Below are 25,099 nucleotides of genomic sequence, written 5' to 3'. Positions count from 1 at the left end.
TTATGGGTACGTTAAATAGTCACGAGCTTATTGCCTCAACAGCCGCCATCGAGAACGGGCTCGACTTTGCAGCTAGTGCTGTAGAGGACATGGCTGGAGAAAGGCTCAACCGGCAAAAATATGCGGCCCTGCATCTCTTTGCCAGTATCGAGATACTGGTCAAGAGTCGGCTGGCGCGCGAGCATTGGACGCTGACAGTGGCCGACGCGGACAAGGCAGACTTCGAAGACTTCAAAAGCGGTCGTCTGCGTAGCGTAGGTGCGGTTCAGGGACTCAAGCGATTGAATCTCGTGTCCAACCTAAAGCTGGCCCAGCACCACGTCGAGGACGTTCAAGCCGTCGAGAAGTTGCGCAACAGGACTGCGCACTTTGCGCTCGGGGGTGAGCCTCCCGAAGCGGTCGCGGCAACGCTCGCGCGTGGACTCGAGTTTCTGCTCTGGTTTCTCGATAAACACTTGAGGCCTGGGGCTCTGCCCGAGGAAAGCGCGGCTATAGATGGCCTTTTGGACGGCATCTCAACCAAGCTGGGAGAGATACGGAGCTTTGTCGAGGCGCGTACCAAGGCGCTGGTGGAGACGCTCGCCGCGCTAGATCTGGTGGTGGCGTGTCCTCGGTGCGACCAGGACGCGCTGGCTATTGCGGGGGCGATGGTGCGTTGCCACTTCTGCTTGTACTTGGCTACCGACGGAGAAACGGGTGCCGAAGAGTATGCCAGTGCGTCCCTGGGCGAGGACAAGTATCGGACCTATAAGCACGGTGGCGAGTGGCCCGTTCATGATTGCATCCACTGTATGGCGCAGGCTCTCGTGGGCGGTGTCATTGTTGTTGGGCGTCGGGACATCAACTGGGTGTGCTTTTCTTGCGGGTTCTCAGCCAGTGCTCACGGCCTCGCTCAATGCTCCGCTTGCGGTGCTCTTGAGGAGGGCGCCTTAGATGAGGCGGAGATGTGTAGTGCCTGTATGACGTATTACATGAGTCGGGAGTAAGTCCGGCAATTTTCTCTCGCTGGGCCTATTGCAAGTAACTGCTTCGATGGCTCTTCTGCAGGGTGAGTTTGGGCTCTCCTCGGGGTCGTTGGCGAAGGCCTTCCGCGTAGCGGCGTCCCACAGATGTGCGCCGCATTGCAAGGCGTCCGAGCGGGCCAGGACGTGGTCGACCTGGACGGGGCCGCTCTTGTCGGCGCCGCGGGGAATCTCGATCGTGCTGCCGGTGTATGAGTACGTCCACCTGCACTCACCTCGACCGCCGCGACACGGCGCGCATGCCGCCCGGGCGGGAGAGTGATCCCGTGCCCGCGGCCCGCCTCGTCCCTACGCTGGTCGTCCTCCTCGCGCTGGTGACGGGATGCGGCCTGCTCGAGCCCGAGGCGACCAGCCGCCGAGCAGCCACCGGCACGGCCCTCGACGTCCTTTCCTCACTTGAGGTCCGCGACCGCGCCCCGCGCGCTGGCTACGACCGCGAGCTCTTCGGCGGGGCCTGGGCCGACGTCGACGGGAACGGCTGCGACACCCGCAACGACGTCCTGCGGCGTGACCTCGACGACGTCGACGTCGACCGCCGCAACGGCTGCCTCGTCTGGGCCGGCGTGCTGGACGACCCCTACTCCGGCGTGGTCGTCGACTTCGTCCGCGGCCCGGAGACGAGCCCCGAGGTGCAGATCGACCACGTCGTCGCGCTCTCCGACGCGTGGCAGAAGGGCGCCCGGGAGTGGGACGCCGAGACCCGCGAGGCCTTCGCCAACGACCCGCTCAACCTCCTCGCCGTCGACGGCCCCACCAACGAGGCCAAGGGGGACAGCGACGCCGCTACCTGGCTCCCCCCCGACCGCACCGTCTGGTGCGCATACGTCGCCCGGCAGGTCGCGGTGAAGGCCACCTATGGCGCGTGGGTCACCGCGGCCGAGCGGGCCGCGATGGCCCGTGTCCTCGGCGAATGCCCAGACGAGCCTGTGCCCGTCGCTGACGAGACGGCGACGCCCGGCTGATGGGCGGCCGCGCCCTTGGTCCGCACTCACTACCGGCCGCGACGAGGTCGGCCTTCCTGGACCAGCACTGGGAGCGTCAGGCTTCACCCGCGGGTTGAGCGCGCAGCGCTGCAGGCGTTGGTCCGGAAGCAGTAGGCGCCGACGCTCCGGCGTCGACGAGCTCGCCGTATCCGAAGATGTGGGCGCTCAAGATGTCGACTTCCCGCCGAGTGTCGCCGAAGAAGGCGCTCACCCGGGTGGACACTCGCATGAAGGGCCGTTCCCGCCCCTTACCGTTCCCGGCGATGTTCTGCTGCGGGACGATGAGGAAGAGGTGGTGTGCGTCCGGCGCAATGTGCGCCTTCCAGACATCCTTCAGGTCGTGATTGTTGTTGACTGTTCCTCCCCTCTCTACCTCAGCGAGAATGCCGCGCCCCGGTCCCAGGGAGTGGTAGAAGTCGGGTCGGGCCTTAGTCACCAGGCCGTCCTCCGGAGTGATGACCACCTCCTCACGGAAGCCCATGAGGACTCGCAACAGCTCTCCGACAATGTTCTGGATCGACATGCTGCCGGCGTTGAAGATGTGCGCTGCGTCGATGGCATCGCTCTCGTCATCGAGGAAGCGCGCGAGATCCGCGGCTCTGACGTCGACGTCGATCATCTCGCGTTGCTCGGCGGCGGTCAGGGTCGAGCGCACGAGCCTCTTGTACGGGGTTGCCACGGTGACAGCTTGGACCCGATGGCGAGCTTGTGCGCGTCTTCCACGGTGCGGACGCACTACGGCTCATCCATAGGCGTTGGAGCCGGTTCGACAGTCGCCCCACCATGCCGGGATGCACGCACCTCCCCCGTCAACGACGGACGTTGCTGGACGCATGAGGAATTAGCGTCGCCGCGACACCGCCCCCGAGATGTCTCTGCGCCGCGCCGTCCACGCCCGAGGCCTCCGGTACCGGGTCGACAGCCCGCTGCCGGGGATGCCGCGTCGAAGGGCCGACCTCCTGCTGACCAGGGCCCGCATCGCGGTCTTCGTCGATGACTGCTTCTGGCGCGGGTGCCCCGTCCACGCGACCACGCCGATGTTGAACGTCGAGTGGTGGGCCGAAAGCTGGCGACGAATCGTCGTCGTGACGCCTCGACCGACGAGCACCTGCGTGCGCTGGGGTGGCTGGCCTTGCGCTTCTGGGAGCACGAGGAGATGGACGAGGCAGCCCGTGCAGTGAAGGACGCATGGCGAGAGCGCGGCGCGCCACCGTCCAGCGCCGCGGCTCCGGCTCCCCGGAGCGACTGAGCCACCGACGGGCGGTTGCCTAAGGACACTTTTATGGTGATCGTCATGTCGACGATGCGGAGTGCTGCCACCGTGCTGCTCCTCGCGGCACCTCTCCTCCTCAGTGCTTGCTCCGACGCCGGTGCCGGCGACGCGCCGGACGCCAGTGCGGGCGCCACCTCGACGGCCCCCACGGCGGAGGCCTCGACGTCACCTGGTCCGTCGCCGTCCCCTACCGCGACGAGAAGCGCGTCGGCGGCGTCGACCGGTGCCCCCACCACCTCGGCGCCGGCCGACGCCACCGAGGGCGCCTGCACCACCGACCAGCTCGACGTCGCGGTCGCCCCCGCCGAGGGCGGCGGCGCGGCCGGCTCCACCTGCGAGGTCGTCTCCTTCACGAACACCGGCTCGGCGGCCTGCGCGCTCGAGGTCTATCCGGGCGTCTCCACCGTCACCGGCGACGACGGCGAGCAGGTCGGCGCCGCGGCCGTGCGCGACAAGAGCGCGACCGCTGCGACAGTGGAGCTCGCCCCCGGCGCCGAGGCGTATGCGCTGCTCCAGGTCTCCGCGGCCGGCAACTACGACGCCGACGAGTGCGAGCCGACGACGGCCCGCGGCTTCCGCGTCTATCCGCCCGGCGAGACGGCGGCGGCCTTCGCCGCGGCGGACGTCGAGGCGTGCGCGTCCGACGACGTCACGCTGTTGACGGTCGGGCCCGTGCAGGCGGGGACGCCCGGCGGCTGACGGGCCTCGTGTGAGCGCCGCGGGGTGGACACCAGCGGCCCGCCTTGCGTGAGTGTTGTACCAATGGGGCATGCAGCCGACGGCGTCGCCGGCCCGGCCGAAGCACCTCGTGGTCCGCGAGGAGCTCGCCGCGCGCCTCGACCACCTCCCGTACGGCGCCGCCCTGCCCACCGAGCGGCAGCTCTCGGCCGAGCTCGGCGTCGCGCGGATGACGCTCCGCAAGGCCGTCGACCACCTCGTCGCCGAGGGGCGCCTCGTCCGCCGCCAGGGCGCGGGCACCTTCGTCGCGCCGCCCAAGGTCGCGCAGCGGCTGCACGCCAGCTCTTTCTCCGAGGACATGCGCGCCCGCGGCCTTCGCCCCAGCGCCCGCACGCTCAGGGCGGGGCGCGGGCCGGCGGGCGTCGCCGTCGGGGCGTGCCTCGGCGTCGAGCCGACCGCGAGCGTCCTCCACGTCGTCCGGCTCCGGCTCGCCGACGACCTCCCCATGGCCATCGAGGACCTGCACGTCCCCGCCGACCTCGTCCCCGGCCTCACCGGCGACGAGCTCGCCGGCCGCTCCTTCTACGAACTCCTCGAGGACCGGTACGGCCTCACCATCGCCCGCGGCTCGCAGACCATCGAGCCCGTCCTCGTCCGCAAGAGCGAGGCCGCTGCGCTCGACGTCGACGAGGGCGTCCCGGCCTTCCTCTTCGAGCGCACCACGCGCGTGACGACGGGCCGCGTCGTCGAGTTCGTGCGCTCCGTCTACCGCGGCGACCGCTACCGGATCCTCGTCGACATCAGCCGACCGACGCCGTCCGCGGAGGACAGCCGCCCCTAGGACGCCGAACCCCCGCTCACTTCGGCAGCGATGTGGGCGGAGACGGCGCGTGTGCGTCGACTTCGGCAGCGAAGTGGGCCTAGGAGACACCCATCGGACGACTTCGGCAGCGAAGACGAGGAGGGGGCCGCCGCGCAGGGCACGATGCCCGCCGTGGTGGACGACACGACGCCGACGGCGGTGCTCCTGCGGCGGGCCCGGCTGGCGGGCACGCCCGACCCCCGACGCCTGCGCGACGTGCTCCTCAGGGACGGCCGCGTCGCCGCCGTCGCCGACCACCTGCCCGACGACGTCGCGCGGACTCACCGCCCGGAGACCGTCGACGCCGACGGCGCCGTCCTCCTCCCCGGCCTCCACGACGAGCACGTCCACCTCGCGCAGTGGGCGGCCACCCGCCGGCGGATCGACGTGTCGGCGGCCGGCAGCCCCGAGGAGGTCGCCCGCACGCTGAGCACGAAGGACGACGGCGCCGACGTCCTCCTCGGCCGCGGCTTCCGCGACGGCCTCTGGTCCCGCCCGCCCCACCGCCACGACCTCGACGCCGCGATGCCGGGACGCGCGGTCGTCGTCGTCAGCCAGGACCTCCACACCCTCTGGGTGAGCACCGCCGCGGCGGTGCGCTTCGGCGTCACGGCGCCGGACGGCGTCGTCGTCGAGGACGAGGCCATGGACCTCCTCGCCCGGGCGGGTGCCGTCGACGCCGCGACGAACGACGAGTGGGTCCTCGAGGCCACCGCCGCGGCGGCTGCGCGGGGCGTCACGTCCGTCGTCGACCTCGAGCTCGCGCCGCTCGCCGACTGGGCCCGTCGCGCCGACGTCCACCACCCCGGCGGGCTCGGCGTCCCCGGCCCGTCGGTGCGCGTCCGCGCGGGCGTCTGGCCCGAGCACCTCGACTCGACGCTCGCGGCGGGCCTCCGCAGCGGCGACCCGCTGCCCGGCATCGTCGACCCGACGGCGCGCGACCGCGTCCGCGTCGGCCCGCTCAAGCTTTTCGTCGACGGCTCGCTCGGCACCCGCACGGCCTACTGCACCCACGCCTACCCCGGCGGCGACCACGGGATGCTGCGGCTGCCCGCCGCCGAGCTCGAGGGCTGGCTCCGTCGCGCCACCGCCGGCGGGCTCGAGGCCGCCGTCCACGCCATCGGCGACGCCGGCGTCCGCACCGCGCTCGACGGCTTCGAGGCCGCGGGCTGCGGCGGCCGCGTCGAGCACGCCCAGCAGGTGCTGCCCGCGGACCTGCCCCGATTCGCCGCGCTCGGGGTGACGGCGAGCGTCCAGCCGCGGCACGCCGTCGACGACCGCGACCTCGCCGACCACCACTGGGCCGGCGCCACCGACCGCGCCTTCCCCTACCGCGCACTGGTCGCGGCGGGCGCGGACGTCGTCCTCGGCTCCGACGCGCCCGTCGCCCCCCTCGACCCGTGGGACGCCGTCGCCAGCGCCGTCCACCGCTCCGCCGACGACCGCGGCGCCTGGCACCCCGAGCAGCACCTCGACCTCCGCCAAGCGCTGCGGGCGTGCAGCGGCGGCCGCTCCGCCGTCGAGGTCGGCGACGTCGCCGACCTCGTCCTCCTCGCCGAGGACCCCGCCGCCGTCCTCGCCCGCGACGGCGCCGACGCCCTGCGCCGTCCCGAGGTGCTCGGCACGCTCGTCGGCGGTCGCTGGACGCACCGCGGCGCCGCCCTCGGGTGAGAGGACGGCGCCGCGACGGGGCGAGCGGAGTCAGCCCGGGACGACCACCCACAGCAGGCCGACGATCGCGAAGCCGACGAGGCTCAGCACCGTCGTGAGGACCGTCCAGCGGCGCAGGCCGTCCGCGACCGACATGCCGAGGTAGCGCGTCACGACCCAGAAGCCCGAGTCGTTGACGTGGCTGAGGCCGAGGGCGCCGAAGCAGATCGCCAGCGTCAGCAGCGCCGTGTGGAGGACGCCGAGGTCCGCCTGCGTGACCGCGCCGGCGGTGAGGCCGGCGGCCGTGATGATCGCGACGGTCGCCGAGCCCTGCGCCGCCCTCAGCGTCAGCGAGATGAGGTACGCCGCGACGAGCAGCGGCAGGCCGAGCGACGTCAGCAGGTCCGACAGCGACGTCCCGACCCCGCTCTCGGTGAGGACGCGGGCGAAGGCGCCGCCCGCGCCGGTGACGAGGATGACGACGGCCGCGGGCGGCAGCGAGCTCTCCATGACCTCGCCGAGCCGCTCGGCGCCCCAGCCGCGGCGGATGCCGAGGAGGACGCCGGCCAGCGCGAGGGCGACGAGCAGTGCGACGACGGGCGCGCCGACGAGTCCCGCGACGCCGCGGAGCGTGCTGCCCTCGGGCAGCACGGTGGCGCCGACGGTGCCGAGCATGATGAGCAGCAGCGGCACGAGCACGATCGTCAGGACGGTGCCGGCGCCGGGTGCGCGCTCGCCGGGGGCCAGGCCGCCCGACGCCGACCCGCCGGCCTCGCCGGTCCCGCCGGTCGCGGTGCGCTCGGCGACGGCGGTGGTGCCCCCGCCGACGGCGGCCGTCGTCGTGCCGCCCGCGGAGCCGAAGGACTCGAACTGCTCGCGGGTGGCCGGGAGCATCTCCATGTCGGCGCGGTTGATCCGCTTGGACAGCAGGTGCGCGACGACGCCGACGGGCGCGCAGATCACGAGGCCGAGGACGGTCAGCCAGCCGACGTCCGCGCCCAGGACCGCGGCCCCGCCGACGACGCCCGGGTGCGGGGGGACGGCGACGTGGACCGCGAGCATGAGGCCCGCCACGGGCAGGCCGTAGCGCACGGGCGAGACGCCGGTCGCCTTGCAGAAGCCGTAGATGATCGGCACGAGGATGATGAAGCCGACGTCGAAGAAGACGGGGATGGCGAGGACGCCGGCCGCGGCAGTCAGCGCCCCGGCCACCCGGCGCGGGCCGAGCAGGTGCGCGAAGCGGCCGGCGAGCGACTCGGCGCCGCCGGACAGCTCGATGATCTTGCCGATCATCGCGCCGAGCGCCACGAGGATGGCGACGGACCCGAGGGTCCCGCCCATCCCCGCGATGATCGCGTCGACGACGCCGAGCTGCGCTGGCGTGTCGCCCTCGGCCGGGACGGTGGCGAGCGGCAGGCCGGCGACGAGGCCGACGACGAGCGCGGTGACGAGCAGGGCCGCGAAGGCCTGCACCTTGAAGCGGATGACGAGGACGAGCAGCAGGGCGATGCCGGCTGCCCCGATGAGGGGGAGGGACCACTCGGGCATGGGGAGGCTCCGTCGACGGTGACGTGGGGCTCTGGCGGGGGAGGTGGTGCGGGGAGGTGCTGCGGCGGGCGGGGCGTCACGCCCCGCCGCGGGCGGGTCAGGACGTCGTGCGCTCCGGGCGGACGACCTTGACGACGGCGGAGTCGTCGCTCGTCGCGAGGCCCTGCGTGGCGCCGAGGAGGAACAGCTGCTCGGCGGCGGCCGCGACGGGGGCGGCGAGGTGGGCGGCGCGGGCGGCGTCGCCGACGATGCCCATGTCCTTGACGAAGATGTCGAGGCGGCTCTTGACCTCGGCGCCCTGCTCGGTGTGCGCCTCGAGCATCCGGCGGCCGCGGTCGCCGAGCATGAAGCTCGCGGCGGCGCCGGCCATGAGGGCGTCGAGGGTGCGCTCGAGGTCGAGGCCGAGCGCGTCGGCGAGGGCCAGCGCCTCGCCGGCCGCGGCGATGTGGACGCCGCACAGCAGCTGGTTGACCGTCTTGAGCGCCTGGCCGTCGCCGGGGCGGTCGCCGACGACGGTCAGCGTGCTCGCCAGGAGGTCCAGCACCGGCTGCGCCTTGGCGCGGGCGGTGGGCGTGGCGCCGACGACGACGAGGAGGTCCCCGGCACCGGCGCGCGCGGGGCCGCCGGACAGGGGGGCGTCGACGACGTCCACGCCCTGTGCCTCCAGCCGCTCGACGACGGGCACGAGCGCCGTCGTGCCCACGGTGCTCGTGAGGACGACGACGGCGCCCTCCTTGAGACCGGCGGCGACGCCGCGCTCGCCGAAGAGGACGTCGTCGAGCTGGGCGCCGTCGCGCACGGCGAGCAGGAGGGCGTCGGCGCCGTCGACGGCCTCCGCCGCGCTGGCGCACGGCGTCACGCCCTGGGCGCCCGCGAGCTCGAGGCGCTCGGCGGCGATGTCGAAGCCGCGGACCTCGAGCCCGGTCGACAGGCGCGTGGCCATCGGCAGGCCCATGGCGCCGAGCCCGAGGACGGCGACGCTGCGGACGACCTCGGGGGCGGAGCCCTGGTCGGTGGTAGGGGTGGTCATGGCGCTCCTCGGCGACGGTGGGGGAGAAGAGGTGGGGCGCACCACCGGGCCGGCGGGGGGACACGGCCCGGTGGTGCGGTCGGGGGACCGGCGTCAGCCGGCGGCGCCCGCCAGGCGCGTGACGACGCGGGCGAGGCCGTCGTCGTCGCCGACGTTGCCGGGGAAGACGACGTAGGGGACGCCGGTGGCGGGCCCGTCGGCGGGCTGCCAGAGCGACACGAGGCCGGGCAGCATCGGGCCGACGACGGTGGCGCGGCTGATGCCGAGCCCACGGACGGCGACGTCGTGCGACGTGATGCCGCCCTTGGCGACGACGAAGCGCGGCGGTCGCTCGGCCAGCACGCGGGCGACCACCTCGACCACGGCGGACGAGACCGACCGGGAGAGCGCGAGGCTCGCGTCGGCGTCGTCCGCGGTGACGAGGTCGCGGCTGGTCTGCAGGAGGGCGTCGCCGCGGGCGAGGACGTCGACCACGCGGGCGACGGCCTCGTCGAGGTGCGCCGCGCGGCGGGCGTCGTCGACGAGGACGGGCACGGAGAGCTCGACGACCTCGGTGGCCGGCCGCTCGGCGACGAGCCGGTCGCGCTGGCGGGTGGTGAGGCCGGTGTGGGAGCCGACGACGACGAGACCGCCTGCGCCGCTGCGGTCGGCGACGTCGACGTGCTCGACGACGGCGGGGGCGTCCTGGCCGACCCGGGCGCGGACGAAGGCGGGGCCCGTGCGGTAGAGCAGCGTGCGGCCCTCGCCCTCGAGGCGGAGGCAGGCGAGCGCCGTCACCTGGAGGTCGCCCTGCGTGGCGGCGTCGACGGAGACGACGGCGCCGGTGGGCGCCGCGCGGAGCAGGTCGAGGACGGCGTCCGGCCCGCGGCGGACGGTGGCGAGGTCCAGCACGACGACGTCCTCCGCGGCGACGCGGCCGTCCGTCTTCTCCTCCACCCACGCGGGCAGGTGCGAGCTGCGGTAGCCGAACGTCGCGTCGCGGGCGAACTCCGACTCCCCGACGGGCACCATCGCGCCGGCCTCGCGGGTCCAGTGCGTCCCGCCGGCGGTGACGCGACCGGCGTCGGGGAAGGCCGGGACGAGGAGGACGAGGTCGGGCCGGGCGTGGCCCGCCGCGGCGAGCTCCTCGGCGACGACGTCGGTCTCGAGCGGGAAGTGCCCGCGGAGCGTGGAGTCGCTGCGGGACAGGAAGGTCACGCGCTCGCCGCGCTCGGCGGCCACCGCGAGGGCCGCGCGGACGACCTCGCGGGTGCGCTGCTCCGTCGCCGCGGCGTCGAGGCTGCGGGAGTTGGTGAGGACGTAGAGCGCGGCGCCCCGGCCAAGCGCCCACGCGAGATCGCCGGACTCCCAGCGGGTGAGGACGGGCAGGTCGGCGACCGACTGCGTGCCGGTGGGGTCGTCGTCGAGCACCACGAGCGTGGTGCCGGCGGCGCGCACGGCCTCGGCCACCTGCGCGGTGGTGACGTCGGCCTCGGGGCCGGCGGCGGTCAGGACGTCGTCGAGCGTCATCGCTCCTCCTCGTCGTCAGATATCAGATATCTGAGCGCAACGACCCGCCTGTCGTCAAGACGACGTGAGACGCCTCACGCGGAGCGGTCAGGTCTGGCGCAGGACGAAGTGCCGCAGGTCGGCCTCCGTCTGGTCCATGTGGGAGGCCATCGCGTCCCGGGCCCGCTCGGCGTCGCGGGCGCGGACGGCGTCGAGGACGTGCCCGTGCTCGGCGATGGCGTGCCGCTGCACCGGCTCGTGGCTCGAGGTGTCGCGGCGTGCGTGCTGCAGGACCCGGCCCAGCGGCTCCATGACGACGGCGAGGAAGACGTTGCCCCCGGCGCGGAGGACGACGTCGTGGAAGGCGATGTCCGCGCGGACGAAGGCGTCGACGTCCGCCGCCGTGTGGGCGTCGCGCATGCCGCCGAGGTGCCTCTCGAGGGCGGCGAGGTCGTCGTCGGTGCGGTGCTCGGCGGCCAGCGCGGCGGCGCCGGTCTCGATCATGCGGCGCACGGCGACGAGCTGGAGGGCGACCGGCCCGGCGTCGTCCGCGCGGGACACGCTGCGCACGAGCATCTCCAGGCCCGTCCACTGCGCGACGGGCGCCACCTCGCTCCGCCGGCCGGGGACGCCCCGGACGACGCCCTGCGCCTGCAGCAGCTTGATGGCCTCGCGGGCGGTGAGCCTGCTGACGCCGTAGCGCTCGGCGAGGTCGGCCTCGGGCGGCAGCTGCGTCCCGGGCGGGAAGCGGCCCTCGAGCACGTCGTCGGAGAAGCGCTCGACGGTGGCCGCCACGAGCGACTGGCGTGCCATGGGTCCGTCCTCGGGTCGCGCCCGGTGGCCGGGTGTCTCGGCTGCACCGGGGGGAGTGGTGGTCCGCGCCACCCTAGGACGGCCCCCTGGCCCGTCCGGGTGGCCGCCCGGATCGGTCGCCTCCCCCGACCGCCGCGGCACGCGGGTGACGCGCGGGCCGGACGGGTGGCCGGGCGTCGCGCCCCGTCAGCGACTCGGCCTTACCGCTCGATGCTCCGTCGTCACCGGACGGTGACCACTCGTCACCGAGGAGCATCCCCATGCCGCGTCGCCCTGCCGGGTCCCGTGCCCGTGCCGTCGTGGGCCCTGCGCTCGCCGCCACCGTCGTGGCCGCCGCCCTGCTGCCGCTGCCGGCCTCCGCCGCGCCCTTGGAGCCGACCGCGCTCCTCGCCGGGGAGCTGCTGCTCGCGGCCGACGCGCACCGCGCGCACCACGACGACGTCGCCGACGCCGCGCACGACGAGCACGCCGACGACCTCCTCGCCGCCGTCCGGCTGACGGGCGGCCTCGTCGTCCCCGTCGACGCGCACGACGTCGAGGGCACCACCGCGGGCAGCCGCGTCACCGTCGAGGTGCCCGTCCCGGACGCCGTCGTCGACGCCGTCGAGACCGGCCGCCGCGTCGACGTGCCGGACGTCGGCGCCCCCGCCGCCGCGGACGGCAGCGCCGCCACCGAGCGCGTCGTCGTCCTGCCGCAGGCGCTCGAGGACGCGGCGGGCGCCCCCGCGCCCGTGCGCTCCGACCTCGCCGGGGCGGCCGCCGTCGCCCTCGCGACGGCCGACCAGCCCTCCGAGGCGCGCGTCGTCGCCGCGAGCGAACCCCGTCGCGTCGCCGCGACCGGTGCGCCGAAGAAGGTGACGGCCGTCGTCGTCACGCACCAGGGCCGGACCGACAGCCGGTACACCGATGCCGAGGTGGCGCGGATCATCGGCGCCGGCAGCGACTTCTGGGCCGACCAGAGCGGCGGGTCGATGACGTACGCCCAGGAGGGCGCGACCGTCCGCTACGCCAGCTCGATCGGCTGCGACAAGCCCTTCGACCTGTGGACCGAGGCGGCCCAGCGGGCCGGCTTCACGCAGGGCGCCGACCGGTACCTCGTCCTCTTCCTGCCCTCGGGCCCCGGCTGCGCGTACGGCCTGGGGACCATCGGCGGCGGCCCGTCGTCCGGCGGCTACAGCTACGTGTCCGACACGAGCTGGCCGGCGCTGGCGCACGAGTGGGGACACAACATGTCGCTCCTGCACGCCGACCGCGGCGTCTGCGGCACGGCGCAGGACGCGACGAGCTGCACCGAGCAGCCCTACGGGGACCTCGCCGACGTCATGTCCTCCACCTCGACCCCGGCCGCCGCCGGCAACGCCTCGGCCTACGCGCTCGGCCGCCTCGGCCTGCTGGCCGCGGACGACCGCGTCGCGGTGACGAAGGCCGGCGTCACGTCGGTGACCCTCGCGCCGCTGTCCGCCTACGCCGGCGTCCGCTCGGCCACCGTCGTCGACCCCCGGAGCAAGGTCACCTACTACCTCGAGAACCGGCAGAGCAGCGGCCGGGACACCTACGGCTGGGCGGGCCGCAGCGGCCAGACCTTCGGCCTGCGCGTCCTCAAGGCCGGGACGGGCGCCAAGTCCCTCGTCCTCGACGCGACCCCGACCAGCGGCGGGCGCGACCCGGACGTCGTCGTCGCCCCCGGGACGACCTTCGTCTCCGCCGGCGGCGGGGTCCAGGTGCGCACCCGGCTCGGGCGGGACGGCGCCGTCGTCGCGTCCGTCTCGGTCGCCCCGGCGGGTGCGACGCACTGGGCCACGGGCCCCTTCACGACGACGGTCGCGCCCACCGCGGTCGCGTCCGCGCCCGTCGACCGGGCCGTCACGCTGACGGGCAAGGTCACCGGCACCCCTGGCCGGGTCCCGACGGGCACGGTGACGGCGACGTCCCCGGCGGGCGCGACCGCGTCCGGCCCGGTCCGTGCCGACGGCACCTTCGCCGTCGTCTGGACGCCGACGGTGCTGGGCCGTGCCACCGTCCGCCTCACCTACGCGCCGGACGACGACGCCTTCGTCACGAGCAGCAAGGACCTCGCCGTCCCCGTCGTCGCGCCGACGACGACGACCGCCACCTCGCCGTCGGGCGCGGTCGCCGCCGGCGCCGTCGTCACGCTGCCGGTGGAGGTCGCCGCGACCGGCCGCTCCCTCGTGCCGGCCGGGACCGTGACGGTCGCGGAGGGGACGCGGAAGCTCGCGACGGCGACGCTGTCCGGCGGGTCCGCCGCCCCGCGGTTGCCCGTCCTCGTCGGCGGGCGGCACGACCTCACGGTCACCTTCGCGCCGGCGACGCCGTCGACCGGCCCGACGACGGCTGCCTCGACGACGACGGCCACGGTCACCGTGGCGCCCGCCGCCTCGAAGGTCGTCGCCTCGTTGCCGGCCGCCGACGTCGCGACGACGGAGAACGGCCGCGTGGCCGTCACCGTCACCGCGCCGGGCGGGGTGACGCCCGCGGGCACCGTCACGGTGCGGGAGGGCTCGACGTCGCTCGCCACCGCCACGCTGGTGAGCGGCCGCGCGACGGTGACGCTGCCGCGCCTGCCCGTCGGCTTCCACGACCTCGTCGTCGCGTACGGCGGCGAGACCCGGGCCCTGGCCTCCGAGTCCGCCGCGGTCCGCCTCGAGGTGACGTCGCTGCCGCGCTCGCGGGTGACCGCCGCGGTGGCGAAGGCGACGACCGCGCAGCAGCCCGTGGTCACCGTCAGGGTGTCGAGCACGCTGGGACCCTCGACCGGCGGGGTGACGGTCAGCCGCGGCGACGTCGTCCTCGGCACGGGCACGCTGTCCCGCGGGACGGCGAGCGTCACGCTGCCGCGCCAGCCCGCCGGCTCCGGCCCGCTCGTCGTGACGCACGACGGCGGCGGCTCGACCGAGGGCGGCTCCGCGACGGCGCAGCTCGTCGTCGCGCCGGCCCGCCCGACGGTCACCGCGACCCTCAGCACGACGACGAAGCGCACCTCCGAGACCGCGACGGTGTCCGTCGTCGTCGCCTCCCCGGCGGGGACGCCGACCGGGACGGTCGAGCTGCGCTCCGGCTCCGCGGTGCTCGCCCGGACGACGCTCGCCGACGGCGCCGCCACCCTCACCGTCCCGAGCACCCTCCCGGCGGGGAAGCGCTCGCTGACGGTGGTCTACGGCGGCAGCACCCAGCTGACCGCCGCGACGTCGGCCACGCAGACGATCACGGTCACCGCCTGAGGCGCCTCGAGTCCGACGTCGCGCCCCGAGTCCGACGTCCCGCACCGCCCGCAGGTCGTCCGGCGTGCCCGGCGTCGGACTCGAGGCCGGACGTCGGACTCGGCGCAGCTGGGGTGGCCGGGCCGTCGTCCACAGGCCGTCAGCGGGCGCGGCGCGAGGCCGCCAGAGTGCACCGGTGCCCCGCCCGCCGCTGCCGCAGCACCTCGTCGGGGTGCCGCTGAGGACCGGTGAGCTGCTCGCCCACGTGAGCCGCCGGCAGGTGGCGGGCCCCGCGTTCCGCAGCGTCGTGCGCGGCGTCCACGTCAACGCCGGGACGTCGGACGACCACCGCGTCCGTGCGACGGCCGCGCTGAGGGCCCTGCGCGGCGACGCCGTGCTCGGCGGTCTGTCGGCGGCGTGGGTGCACGGCGTCCCCGAGGCGCGGCCGGACGAGCCGGTGCTCGTCCTGTGCCCACGACCGGCGCCCCGGTCCCGACCGCCCCTGCTCGTCGTCCAGCAGGCCGACCTCCCGCCGGCGGACGTCGTCGCCACGCGGTGGGGCGCCGCGACGTCGCCGACCCGCACGGTCGTCGACCTCCTCCGGTCGCTCCCCATGCCGCGCGCGCTCTGCGTCGCAGAGGCGCTGGCGCACCGCCTCGGGCTGGGCGTCGACGACGTCGCGGCGCAGCTGGCACGCCAGCGCGGCGCCCGAGGGCTGGGTCAGGCCCGTCGACGGCTGGCTCTGCTCGACCCGCGGGCGGAGTCACCGCGCGAGACGGCGCTCCGGCTCCTGCTCCTCGACGCGGGGCTGCCGCCGCCGGTGCCGCAGCACGAGGTGTACGACACCGAGGGCCGCTTCGTCGCGCGGCTCGACCTCGCCTGGCCGGCACTGCGCGTCGCGGTCGAGTACGACGGCGCGCACCACCGGGACGCCCGGCAGCACAGCCGCGACCTGGCCCGCCACAACCGGCTCCGCGCGCTCGGGTGGACGGTCCTGCAGGTCGACGCGCGGGTGCTCGCCGCGCCCGAGGAGCTGCTGCGGCTCCTCGGGGGGCTCCTCGTCGGCGCGTGAGTCCGACGTCGCGTCCCGGGTCCGACGCCCCGCACCGCGCAGGGCGCGACCGGCGTGCGCGACGTCGGACTCGGGCGCTGTCGTCGGACTCGACGTCAGCCCACCGCCCGCGCGCGGGCGCGCACCAGCGGCCAGAGCGCCGTCACGTCCTCGACCGTCTCGTCCGAGGCCGCCAGCGGGAGGGCCAGGGCGCGGTCGAGGCGCTCCGGCACCTCCTCGACGGGGACCCGCACGGTGTCCGGGGTGCCGGGCGACGCCGTCCGCAGGCTCGTGAGGACGTCGTCGAGCCGGCGGCGGTCGCTCACGAGGCCGAGGTCGGCGACGGCGCCGTCGCGGGTGACGACGAGGAGCACGTGCTCACGGCCGCGCTCGGCGTAGAGGACGGCGAGGCTGTCGAGGCCCGTCTCGTCGTCCGACCACGCCCACGCGCCCTGCGCCGGCGGCGCCCCCACCGTCCGGGCCCACGGCCGGTCGGCGAGGCCCGACGCGGAGAGCCGGTCGGCCGCGTCGGCCGCGGCGTCGCGCACGTCCGGCAGCCCGACGGCGGCCAGCACCCGCAGGGCGGCCAGCGCGTCGGGGTGCGCCGAGGCGCCGAGCACCTCGACGACGTCGAGCGTCGTGGTGCGCTCGTCCGGCGGGGCGTCGCCCCGGTCCCGCGTCCGCCCGGCCTCCTCGTCGTCGACCCCCTCCAGCGCCGCGAGCAGGTCCCGGTGCGCGGCCGCCGCGACGGCGACGGGCCCGAGGAGCCCGCTGACCTCCAGCTCCGCGTCGAGCCCGGTGCGCGCCCGTCCGACCCCGACGACGAGCGCGGCCGCCAGCAGCGGGGCGAGCGGGGCGTCGTCGTCGTCCGCGGCGGGCGCGACCACGGGCGGCGCGTCGGGAGCGGGCGCGGCGGGGACAGGGCGGCGCGTCGCCGCGCGACGGGGGGCGGGACGACGTCGGCGGGTCACGCGCCCATGGTGGTGCCGCCGAGCAGCTCGCGGCGACGGGCGCGCTCGCGCCGCGGGCGGGCCGACCTGCCCCGCCCGCCCCCCGCTGGCAGGGTGGCGGGCATGGCTGAGACACCTGAGGGCGCTGCTGCCGTCGTCGTCGTGACCGGTGCCAACGGGCTCGTGGGGCAGGCCGTGTGCCGCGCGCTCCGCGAGCGGTCGGCGGAGGTGCGAGCCGTCGTCCGCCGCGCCGGCGCCGCCCCGGTGCTGGAGGGGGTGACCGAGCACGTCGGCGACTTCGCCGACGAGGCCTTCGCCCGCGAGGTCGTGCAGGGCGCCGACGCGGTCGTCACGACCGTGCACCCCATGGGGTCGTCGCGGGAGGTGCAGCACGAGGTCGGCGTCGTCGGGACGCCGGTCATCGCCCGCGCCGCGCGGGACGCCGGCGTCCCCCGCTTCGTCCACCTCTCGACCGCGGGCGTCTACGACCGGACCGCCGGCGTCGGGGACGTCACCGAGGACGGCGCCCTCCTGCCCGACGGCAGCGGCGACTACCCCGACACGAAGAACGCCACGGACGTCGCGCTCGCCGAGGTCGGCGGGCTGACGACCGTCCTCGTCCGCCCGCCGGCGATCCTCGGCGCGGGCGAGAGCTCGGTGTGGAACGCGCTGCGACCGGCCGAGGTCCGCGAGGGCTCGGAGCCGCCCGCCAACCCGGACAAGACGTGGGCGTGGGTCCACGTGCACGACCTCGCCGACCTCGTCGCGGACGTCGCCGTCGGCGCGGTGGCGACGTCCGACGACCCCGACCGCGGCCCCGTCGAGGGGGCGACGACGCCCGTGCTCGTCGCCGCCGAGGCCGGCACGTGGCGCGACTACCTCGGCACGGTCGCCGAGGCCGTCGGGGCGACGCCCGAGTGGAGCGACGAGCCGGTGTGGACCGGTCGCCTCGTCACCGACCGCGCCCGGGCGTGGGGCTGGGCGCCACGCGTGACGAAGGACGAGGCGCTCGGCGAGCTGCGGCAGGGCCTGGCGCCCTCGGCCTGACCGGGAGCCCGTCGTCGTGAGCCTCCTCACGACGACGGGCTCGCCGCCCGGGCCTACGCTCCTCGGCGTCACTCACCGTCGAGGAGGCCCCGTGCGTCGTCCGTCCGCCGTCCTGTCCGGAGCGGGGGCCGCGGCCGTCGCCGCCGCGCTCCTGCTGGCCCCGACCGCCGCGACGGCGCGGCCGTCCGTCGTCCGGCCGCCCACCACCCCGCCCGCCCAGCAGGCCGAGGACGAGGCGCTCGCGGCGACCTCGCTGCGCGAGGACCTCACGCGCGAGCGCTTCTACTTCGTCATGGCCGACCGCTTCGAGAACGGCGACACCACCAACGACGACGGCGGGTACGGCGACGACCCCCTCGTCAGCGGCCTCGACCCGACCCACAAGGGCTTCTACCACGGGGGTGACCTCGAGGGGATCCGCCAGCGGCTCGACTACATCGAGGGCCTCGGGACGACGGCGATCTGGCTGACGCCGTCCTTCCTCAACCGCCCCGTGCAGGGGACGGGCGCCTCGGTGTCCGCCGGGTACCACGGCTACTGGATCACCGACTTCACGCAGATCGACCCGCACCTCGGGACGAACGAGGAGCTCGAGGGGCTCATCGACGAGGCCCACGACCGCGGGATGAAGGTCTTCTTCGACATCATCACCAACCACACCGCGGACGTCATCCAGTACGCGGAGGGGTCGCAGACCTACATCTCCAAGGACGCCGAGCCCTTCCGCGACGCAGCGGGCCAGGCCTTCGACGACCGCGACTACGCCGGCACCGACGACTTCCCCGCGCTCGACGCCGCGACGTCGTTCCCGTACACGCCCGTCTTCCCCGAGCCGGGCGACGCGACGGTCAAGGTCCCCGCCTGGCTCAACGACCCGACGATGTACCACAACCGCGGGAACGCCCGTTTCGACGGCGGGGAGTCGGACGTCTACGGCGACTTCTCCGGCCTCGACGACCTCTTCACCGCCCGGCCCGAGGTGGTGACGGGCATGGAGGACATCTACAAGGCGTGGGTGGACCTCGGCATCGACGGCTTCCGGATCGACACGGTGAAGCACGTCAACATCGAGTTCTGGCAGCAGTTCGCGCCGGCCATCACCGAGCACGCGGCGTCCGTCGGCAACGACGACTTCTTCTCCTTCGGCGAGGTCTACGACGCCGACCCCGCGCGCCTCTCGCGCTTCACGACCGAGGGCGGGATCCAGTCGACGCTCGACTTCGGCTTCCAGTCCCGGGCGCAGTCCTTCGGCGGCGGCGGGTCGGCGCAGCAGCTCGCCGACCTCTTCGAGCTCGACGACATGTACACCGACGCCGACAGCAACGCGTACTCGCTGCCGACCTTCCTCGGCAACCACGACATGGGCCGCATCGGCATGTTCCTGCGGGACGCCGGCGCGGAGGGCGACGAGCTGCTCAAGCGCGACCAGATGGCGCACGCCCTCATGTACCTCGTCCGCGGCCAGCCGGTCGTCTACTACGGCGACGAGCAGGGCTTCACGGGCGACGGCGGCGACCAGGACGCGCGGCAGGACATGTTCCCGTCGCAGGTGGCGTCCTACAACGACGACGAGCTTATCGGCACCGACGCGACGACGGCCGAGGACAACTTCGACCCGTCGCACCCGCTGTACACGTCCCTCGCCGACCTGGCGGCGCTCCGCGAGGAGCACCCGACCCTCGCCGACGGCGCGATGGTCCAGCGGTACGCCGACGAGGGCGAGGGCGTCTACGCCTTCAGCCGTATCAGCGACGACGACGACGTCGAGTACCTCGTGGCCGTCAACAACAGCGACGAGCCGCGGACCGTCACCCTCGACACCTTCACCCAGCGCACCCGCTACGAGGGCGTCTGGCCGGCGGGCACGAAGGACGTCTGGGCGAGCAACGCCCGGACGGCGAAGGTCACCGTGCCGCCGCTCGAGGCGGTCGTCTACCGGGCCACGAAGGCGATGCGGCCCGCGCGGTGGGCGCCGACGCCGGTGTTCACGACGGGCGCCGAGGTCAGCGGCCGCGCCGAGGTGTCCGTCGACGTCCCCGGTGGCGGCTTCGACCAGGTGACCTTCGCCGTCCGTGACGCCGGCTCCGGCGACGACTGGGAGGTGCTGGGCACCGACGACAACGCGCCGTACCGGGTGTTCCACGACGTCCGCGGCCTCGAGGAGGGCCAGGAGCTGGAGTACCGCGCCGTCGTGCGCGACCACTCCGGCAACGTCGCGGGGGCGGGCACGACGGCCGTCGTCACCCCCGAGCCGGGGCCGGGCGTCGGCGGCGAGCCGACGGCGGTCGCCGTCGCCGGCAGCCTCAACTCCGAGATCGGCTGCGAGAGCGATTGGCAGCCGGACTGCGACGAGGCGCAGATGACCTACGACCCGGCGACGGGGCTGTGGACGCTCGTCGTCACGCCGCCCGCCGGGACGTACGAGTACAAGGTCGCCGTCAACCGGTCCTGGGACGAGAACTACGGCGCCGGCGGCGAGCCCGGCGGCGCGAACATCGCGCTGACGACCGGCGGCGGTGCCGTGACCTTCACCTACGACACCCGCACGCACCTCGTGACGGCGGCGGAGGAGACCGTCGTGCAGCCGGGGGAGGTCGCCCTCGCCGGTGACCTCAACAGCGAGATCGGCTGCACGGCCGACTGGCAGCCGGCGTGCGACCAGGCGCAGATGACCCTCGACGAGACGACCGGGCGGTGGGCCCTGACGGTCGACCTCCCGGCCGGCAGCTACTCCTACAAGGTCGCCATCGACCGCGCGTGGACGGAGAACTACGGGGCGGGTGGCGTGCCGGACGGCCCGAACATGACGCTCGACCACCCCGGCGGCCCGGTGACGTTCGTCTACGACCACGGCACCCACCGGGTGGTCGTGCAGCAGGCCTGACCGCCCGACCGCGACCGCCCCTGACCCGCCCGGGTCAGGGGCGGTCGTCGTCGACGGGCGTCAGGGCCGGCGTCGGACGAGGTGGGCCGCCACCGCGGTGACGTACTCGCGGTAGTCCGTGACAGCCAGGGGGACGGCCGCCGCCACGCGCTCGAGGTCGAGGGCGGCGTACTCGTGCACGATCACGTTGCGCAGCCCCGCCGAGGGCGCCAGACGCTCGCCGAGCTCCCGGGGCAGTGCTCCCGCCTCGACGGCGGCCTCGAAGGACGACCGGTAGTCCGCGGGCGCGCGGCCGAGCTCGGCCACCGCGAGGTGGCTGTTGACGTCCACGGCCAGGTCGACGACCCGGCTGAGCAGCCGCTCGACCCCGGCCGCCAGCAGCTCGTCGGTCCGCAGCCGGTCGGCGTCGACGTCGCCCACCCCGGCCAGGGTGCGCAGCGAGGACTCGATGAGCGCGAGCTTCGCGTGGACGACGCCGTGGTCGAGGGCGGGCGGGCTCATCGGCTCGCGAGGAGGTCGAGGTCCCACCGGCGCAGGCGCTCTGTCTCCATCTCGGTCGTCAGCGCGGCCATCTGCGCCAGCGCGTGGAGGCCGGGAGCCGCCTCGTGCAACGGTTCCGCCGCCGGGCCCAGCGCCCGGCTCCGCGCGACGACGCCGGCGCGGCCGAGGTCCATGACGTCGACCGCGGCGAGGCCGAGCAGGTCGACGAGGTCGGTGACGACGGCGACGAGGTCACCGCGCCGCCCGGCGAAGCGGACAGCGACGTCGAGGTCGCGCGGCGCCGGCTCCTCCGCGCCGGCGCGGTCGACGCGGACCGCGCTGCCGAAGGCGGTGACGAGGTCGACGTCGTGCCGGCGGCAGAGCGCGGCGAGCCGGCCGTCGTCCGCGGCGGCGCGGAGCGTCGCGAGCGCCTGCAGCGCCGTCGTGCCCATGACGGTGAGGGTAGGACCCGGGCGCGGTCGGCGTCGTGGGCGCGGCGCCCTCAGGCGCCCAGCCCGACGACGTCGGCCAGCCGCCCCACCTGCTCGGTGAAGAAGGCCTCGGGGTCGGTGACGACGCCGACGAGCTGGCCGAACAGCTCGAAGCTCACGAGGCCCAGGGCCGAGCTCCAGGCGAGGACGGCGCGGGCGCGGACGTCGTCGTCGAGCGCGGGGTGCTCGCCGCCGAGGACGGGGCGGACGTCCTCCCCGACGACGTCGACGCGGCCGGGCGCCGGCGGACGCTCGGCGAGCCGGCCGGAGCGGGCGGCGTCGCCGAGGACACCGCCGAAGACGGCCGCCGAGCGGCCGGCCGCGGCGACGGTGTCCTGCGGCGCGGCGTACCCCGGCACCGGGGAGCCGTAGAGCAGCGCCCACTCGTGCGGGTGCTCCAGCCCCCACGCGCGGACGCCGCGGCAGACGGCGACCCAGCGGTCGCGCGGCGCGAGGGCGGCGTCGTCGGCCTCCTCGGCGGCCGCGCCCAGGGACTCGTACGCGGCGACGAGCAGCCGCGTCAGCAGGTCGTCGCGGCTCGGCACGTAGCGGTAGACGGCCGACGAGGCGAGGCCCAGCTCCCGCGCCACCGCCCGGAGGGACAGCGCCGCCGCGCCCACCTCGGCCAGCTGGCCGCGGGCCGCGTCGACGATGTCGGCCGTCAGCGCCTCCCGGGCGCGCTCCCTCGCCGTGCTCACCACCCGCTGACCATAGCGCTGCTCGCAGACGAGAGCACCGCTCTTGACAGGTGAGGACCGAGAGGAGAACAGTGCTCTCGGAACAGAGCAGTGCACTCGTCGAGGAGGTCGTCGTGGGACGTCACGTGGTGGTGGGCAAGGGGCCGGTCGGGTCCGCGGTCGCGCAGGTGCTCGTGCGGGAGGGGCACGAGGTCGTCGTCCTGTCCCGTAGCGGCGGCACGTCGACGGCGCAGGTGCGGCACGTCGCCGTCGACGCCGCGGACGGCGCGGCGCTCGCCGCGGCGACGGGGCGGGCGGACGCCCTCTACAACGCGGTGAACCCGAAGGACTACACGCGCTGGGCGCGCGAGTGGCCGCCGGTCGCGGCGGCGCTGCTGCGGGCGGCCGAGGAGAGCGGCGCCGTCCTCGCCGTCATGGGCAACCTCTACGGGTACGGCCGGCCCGACGGCCCGATGACGGCGTCGACGCCCCTCGCCGCCACCGACGCGAAGGGCCGTCTGCGGGCGCGGATGTGGCGCGATGCGCTCGCCGCGCAGGAGGCCGGCCGCGTGCGCGGCGTCGTCGAGGTCCGCGCGTCGGACTTCGTCGGCGCGGTCCCGACGCCGCAGTCGCACCTCACCCGGCAGCTCGCGACGCTGCGGCGCGGCGGCCGGGCGTGGGTGGTCGGCGACCCCGACGCCCTCCACAGCTGGACGTACGTGCCCGACGTCGCCGAGCTCCTCGTCCGCGTCGCCACCGACGCGAGCACGTGGGGCCGGGCGTGGATGGTCCCGAGCGGTGACCCGCGCTCGCAGCGGCAGGCCCTCACCGACGTCGCCGCGGCGATGGGCGCACGGACGCCGAGGGTCAGCGGGATGCCGTGGCCGGTGCTGCGGGCCGTCGGCCTGGCGGTCCCGCAGATGGGCGAGATCGTCGGCATCCGGCACCAGTGGGACGGCGACTTCGTCCTCGACGCCACCGAGACCACCGCGGTGCTCGGGCTCACGGCGACGCCGTGGGACGAGGCGGTGCGGGCGACGGTCGCCGGCCCGGCGGAGGCGCCGGCGAGCACGACCCGCTGACGGCGGCCCTCGAGTCCGACGTCCCGCATGATCCCCGGCCGGGGATCATGGGAGACGTCGGACTCGACCGCTCACCCCGCGCGGGCCGCGTAGAAGTCGGCGCCGGGGATGGCCGCGAGCAGCTCGCGCGTGTACTCCTCGCGCGGGGCGCCCATGACGGCGTCGACCGGCCCGTGCTCGACGAGCCGGCCCCGGCGCATGACGGCGACCGCGTGCGCGACCTGGCGGACCACCGCGAGGTCGTGGGTGATGAAGAGGTACGCGACGCCGAGGTCCTCCTGGAGCTCGTGCAGCAGCTGCAGCACCTGGTCCTGCACGAGGACGTCGAGCGCCGAGACCGCCTCGTCGAGGACGACGAGGCGCGGCTCGACCGCCAGCGCACGGGCGATGGCGACGCGCTGGCGCTGCCCGCCCGACAGCTCGGCCGGGCGGCGCTGGGCGGCGTCGCGCGGCAGGGACACCTGGTCGAGCAGCTCGCCGACCCGTCGGCGCCGGGACGCCCGGTCGCCCTCGCCGAAGACGCGCAGCGGCTCGTCGACGAGCCGCTCGACGCTCATCGTCGGGTCGAGCGACGCGTAGGGGTCCTGGAAGACCGGCTGCATCGCCCGCCGCACCGCGCGGCGGCGCGCGCCGGTGGCCTCCCCGACGACGTCGTCGCCGACGAGCAGCCGCCCCGACGTCGGCGCCTCGAGGCCGAGGGCCATGCGGGACAGCGTCGTCTTGCCGGAGCCGGACTCGCCGACGACGGCCGTCGTCGTCCCGGCGGGGACGGCGAAGGAGACGCCGTCGACGGCGGTGACGTCGCCCGCGCCGCGCCCGCGGACCCGGTAGGTCTTCGTCACGTCCTCGACGCGCAGCACGGGGACGCCGTCCGCGGTGTCGTGACGGCGGGGGACGGCGTCGCGGTCGGGGCGCGCGGCCGTGCGCACCTGCGCCCGCGCGGCGCTGACGCTCGGCGCGGCCGCCACGAGCCGCCGCGTGTACTCGTGCTGCGGGTCGGTGAGCAGCCGTGCGGCAGGACCGCTCTCGACGACCCGCCCCCTGGACATGACGACGACGGTGTCGGCGCGGTCGGCGGCGAGCCCCAGGTCGTGGGTGACGAGGAGCATCGACGTCCCGGCCGCCTCGGTGAGGTGCTCGAGGTGGTCGAGGATCTGCCGCTGCACGGTGACGTCGAGCGCGGACGTGGGCTCGTCCGCCACGAGCAGCCGCGGCTCGCAGGCCAGGGCGATGGCGATGAGGACGCGCTGCCGCATGCCGCCCGAGAACTCGTGCGGGTACTGCCGGGCGCGGCGGGCGGCGTCGGGGATGCCGGCGAGCCCGAGCAGCTCGACGGCGCGGTCCTTGGCCGCCCGGCCTGTGGCGAGGCCGTGCGCGCGCAGCACCTCCTCGACCTGCGCGCCGACGCGCATGACGGGGTTGAGGTTGCTCATCGGGTCCTGCGGCACGAGACCGACCTCGCGCCCGCGCAGCCGCAACAGCCGCGCGTCGGAGGCGTGCGTGACGTCCTCGCCGGCGAAGGAGATGGTGCCCGCGGCGACCCGGCCGCTGCCGGGCAGCAGCCCGATGAGCGCCGCCGCCGTCGTCGACTTGCCGGAGCCGGACTCCCCGACGACGGCGACGCGCTCGCCCTCGCGGACGGTGAGGTCGACGTCGACGACGGCCGGCACCTCCTCGGCACCGGTGCGGTACGTCACCGTCAGCCCGCGGACCTCGAGCAGCGGCGGGCCGAAGACCTTCTCGGGCACGGGCTCCGCCGCGGCCCCGGCGACGTCGTCGTCCGGCCGCCCGCCCGCGACGCGCGCCCGCAGCGCCCGGAAGGCGCTGCCCGCGCCGGCCGCCGCGCGGCCCCGCAGGCTGCTGCCGCTCCCG

General features: G+C 75.3%; 21 protein-coding genes. 11 read left to right on the top strand and 10 right to left on the bottom strand.

The window, feature by feature from the left end:
* Positions 1–2 precede the first annotated feature (2 nt).
* Together EDC03_RS17385 and EDC03_RS12065 are read left to right on the top strand one after the other, a co-directional pair.
* Positions 3–986, top strand: a complete 984-nt coding sequence (locus EDC03_RS17385) for a hypothetical protein (RefSeq protein ID WP_148058076.1) — start codon at positions 3–5, stop codon at positions 984–986.
* A gap of 302 nt (positions 987–1,288) precedes the next feature.
* Positions 1,289–1,984, top strand: a complete 696-nt coding sequence (locus EDC03_RS12065) for an HNH endonuclease family protein (protein WP_241967167.1) — start codon at positions 1,289–1,291, stop codon at positions 1,982–1,984.
* A gap of 76 nt (positions 1,985–2,060) precedes the next feature.
* Here EDC03_RS12065 and EDC03_RS12060 read toward each other — a convergent pair whose 3' ends face one another.
* Positions 2,061–2,684 (bottom strand): hypothetical protein, encoded by a 624-nt coding sequence (locus EDC03_RS12060; RefSeq protein WP_199720209.1) that lies wholly within the window; start codon positions 2,682–2,684, stop codon positions 2,061–2,063.
* Positions 2,685–2,874: 190 nt separating this feature from the next.
* On the opposite strand from EDC03_RS12060, the gene EDC03_RS18590 reads away from it, so the two are divergent.
* The 4 genes from EDC03_RS18590 to EDC03_RS12040 all read left to right on the top strand — a co-directional run bounded on the left by EDC03_RS18590 (position 2,875) and on the right by EDC03_RS12040 (position 6,489).
* A complete protein-coding gene (locus EDC03_RS18590) occupies positions 2,875–3,186 on the top strand; it encodes a hypothetical protein (protein ID WP_199720208.1) in 312 nt (103 codons plus the stop codon).
* 101 nt (positions 3,187–3,287) lie between these two features.
* Positions 3,288–3,977 carry a DUF4232 domain-containing protein gene (locus tag EDC03_RS12050; RefSeq protein WP_123380499.1) on the top strand — a complete coding sequence of 230 codons (690 nt, stop codon included), beginning with the start codon at positions 3,288–3,290 and terminating at the stop codon, positions 3,975–3,977.
* Positions 3,978–4,047: 70 nt separating this feature from the next.
* The gene (locus EDC03_RS12045) at positions 4,048–4,797 is read left to right on the top strand and encodes a GntR family transcriptional regulator (protein WP_123380498.1); all 750 of its coding nucleotides are present in this window, start codon (positions 4,048–4,050) and stop codon (positions 4,795–4,797) included.
* Positions 4,798–4,941: 144 nt separating this feature from the next.
* On the top strand, positions 4,942–6,489 hold the full coding sequence (locus EDC03_RS12040) for an amidohydrolase (RefSeq protein WP_123380497.1): 1,548 nt from the start codon (positions 4,942–4,944) through the stop codon (positions 6,487–6,489).
* A 30-nt stretch (positions 6,490–6,519) separates the two neighbouring features.
* Here the strand turns inward: EDC03_RS12040 and EDC03_RS12035 are convergent, their stop codons facing one another.
* From EDC03_RS12035 to EDC03_RS12020, 4 genes are all read right to left on the bottom strand, one after another.
* Positions 6,520–8,016: a GntP family transporter gene (locus EDC03_RS12035; RefSeq protein WP_123380496.1), complete on the bottom strand. Its 1,497-nt coding sequence runs from the start codon at positions 8,014–8,016 to the stop codon at positions 6,520–6,522.
* Between the two features lie 97 nt (positions 8,017–8,113).
* Positions 8,114–9,046 carry an NAD(P)-dependent oxidoreductase gene (locus EDC03_RS12030; protein WP_123380495.1) on the bottom strand — a complete coding sequence of 311 codons (933 nt, stop codon included), beginning with the start codon at positions 9,044–9,046 and terminating at the stop codon, positions 8,114–8,116.
* 93 nt (positions 9,047–9,139) lie between these two features.
* Entirely contained in the window at positions 9,140–10,555 is a 1,416-nt protein-coding gene (locus tag EDC03_RS12025) for a four-carbon acid sugar kinase family protein (RefSeq protein WP_123380494.1), read from the bottom strand.
* 87 nt (positions 10,556–10,642) lie between these two features.
* Positions 10,643–11,347, bottom strand: coding sequence for a FadR/GntR family transcriptional regulator (locus EDC03_RS12020; protein ID WP_123380493.1), 705 nt, complete (start codon positions 11,345–11,347; stop codon positions 10,643–10,645).
* Between the two features lie 260 nt (positions 11,348–11,607).
* Here EDC03_RS12020 and EDC03_RS12015 point away from each other — a divergent pair, with 260 nt between their 5' ends.
* Positions 11,608–14,586 carry an Ig-like domain-containing protein gene (locus EDC03_RS12015; protein WP_123380492.1) on the top strand — a complete coding sequence of 993 codons (2,979 nt, stop codon included), beginning with the start codon at positions 11,608–11,610 and terminating at the stop codon, positions 14,584–14,586.
* Positions 14,587–14,761: 175 nt separating this feature from the next.
* Positions 14,762–15,637, top strand: coding sequence for an endonuclease domain-containing protein (locus EDC03_RS12010; RefSeq protein WP_158674283.1), 876 nt, complete (start codon positions 14,762–14,764; stop codon positions 15,635–15,637).
* A 95-nt stretch (positions 15,638–15,732) separates the two neighbouring features.
* Here EDC03_RS12010 and EDC03_RS12005 read toward each other — a convergent pair whose 3' ends face one another.
* Positions 15,733–16,503, bottom strand: a complete 771-nt coding sequence (locus tag EDC03_RS12005) for a hypothetical protein (protein WP_123380490.1) — start codon at positions 16,501–16,503, stop codon at positions 15,733–15,735.
* A gap of 186 nt (positions 16,504–16,689) precedes the next feature.
* Between EDC03_RS12005 and EDC03_RS12000 the strand changes: the two genes are divergently transcribed.
* Complete coding sequence (locus EDC03_RS12000; protein ID WP_123380684.1) at positions 16,690–17,613, top strand: NAD-dependent epimerase/dehydratase family protein; 924 nt, start codon at positions 16,690–16,692, stop codon at positions 17,611–17,613.
* A 91-nt stretch (positions 17,614–17,704) separates the two neighbouring features.
* Complete coding sequence (locus EDC03_RS11995) at positions 17,705–20,497, top strand: alpha-amylase family glycosyl hydrolase (RefSeq protein WP_123380489.1); 2,793 nt, start codon at positions 17,705–17,707, stop codon at positions 20,495–20,497.
* A 60-nt stretch (positions 20,498–20,557) separates the two neighbouring features.
* On the opposite strand, the gene hepT is transcribed toward EDC03_RS11995, so the two are convergent.
* From hepT to EDC03_RS11980, 3 genes are read right to left on the bottom strand one after another with little or no spacing between them, the layout of a single operon-like run.
* A complete protein-coding gene (gene hepT / locus EDC03_RS11990) occupies positions 20,558–20,998 on the bottom strand; it encodes a type VII toxin-antitoxin system HepT family RNase toxin (RefSeq protein WP_123380488.1) in 441 nt (146 codons plus the stop codon).
* Positions 20,995–21,429, bottom strand: coding sequence for a hypothetical protein (locus EDC03_RS11985; RefSeq protein WP_123380487.1), 435 nt, complete (start codon positions 21,427–21,429; stop codon positions 20,995–20,997). Before EDC03_RS11985 ends, hepT begins: the two co-directional genes overlap by 4 nt.
* Before the next feature lie 50 nt (positions 21,430–21,479).
* Complete coding sequence (locus EDC03_RS11980) at positions 21,480–22,166, bottom strand: TetR/AcrR family transcriptional regulator (RefSeq protein ID WP_199720207.1); 687 nt, start codon at positions 22,164–22,166, stop codon at positions 21,480–21,482.
* A gap of 113 nt (positions 22,167–22,279) precedes the next feature.
* Here EDC03_RS11980 and EDC03_RS11975 point away from each other — a divergent pair, with 113 nt between their 5' ends.
* Positions 22,280–23,227, top strand: coding sequence for an NAD-dependent epimerase/dehydratase family protein (locus tag EDC03_RS11975; RefSeq protein WP_199720206.1), 948 nt, complete (start codon positions 22,280–22,282; stop codon positions 23,225–23,227).
* Positions 23,228–23,298: 71 nt separating this feature from the next.
* Here EDC03_RS11975 and EDC03_RS11970 read toward each other — a convergent pair whose 3' ends face one another.
* Positions 23,299–24,975, bottom strand: coding sequence for a dipeptide ABC transporter ATP-binding protein (locus EDC03_RS11970; protein WP_123380683.1), 1,677 nt, complete (start codon positions 24,973–24,975; stop codon positions 23,299–23,301).
* Between the last annotated feature and the right edge of the window lie 124 nt (positions 24,976–25,099).

The organism is Pseudokineococcus lusitanus (genome assembly GCF_003751265.1).
GTDB classification, from domain to species: Bacteria; Actinomycetota; Actinomycetes; order Actinomycetales; family Quadrisphaeraceae; genus Pseudokineococcus; species Pseudokineococcus lusitanus.
The sequence above is the reverse complement of the archived record's forward strand: the minus strand, read 5'-3'. Positions and strand labels throughout refer to the sequence as shown.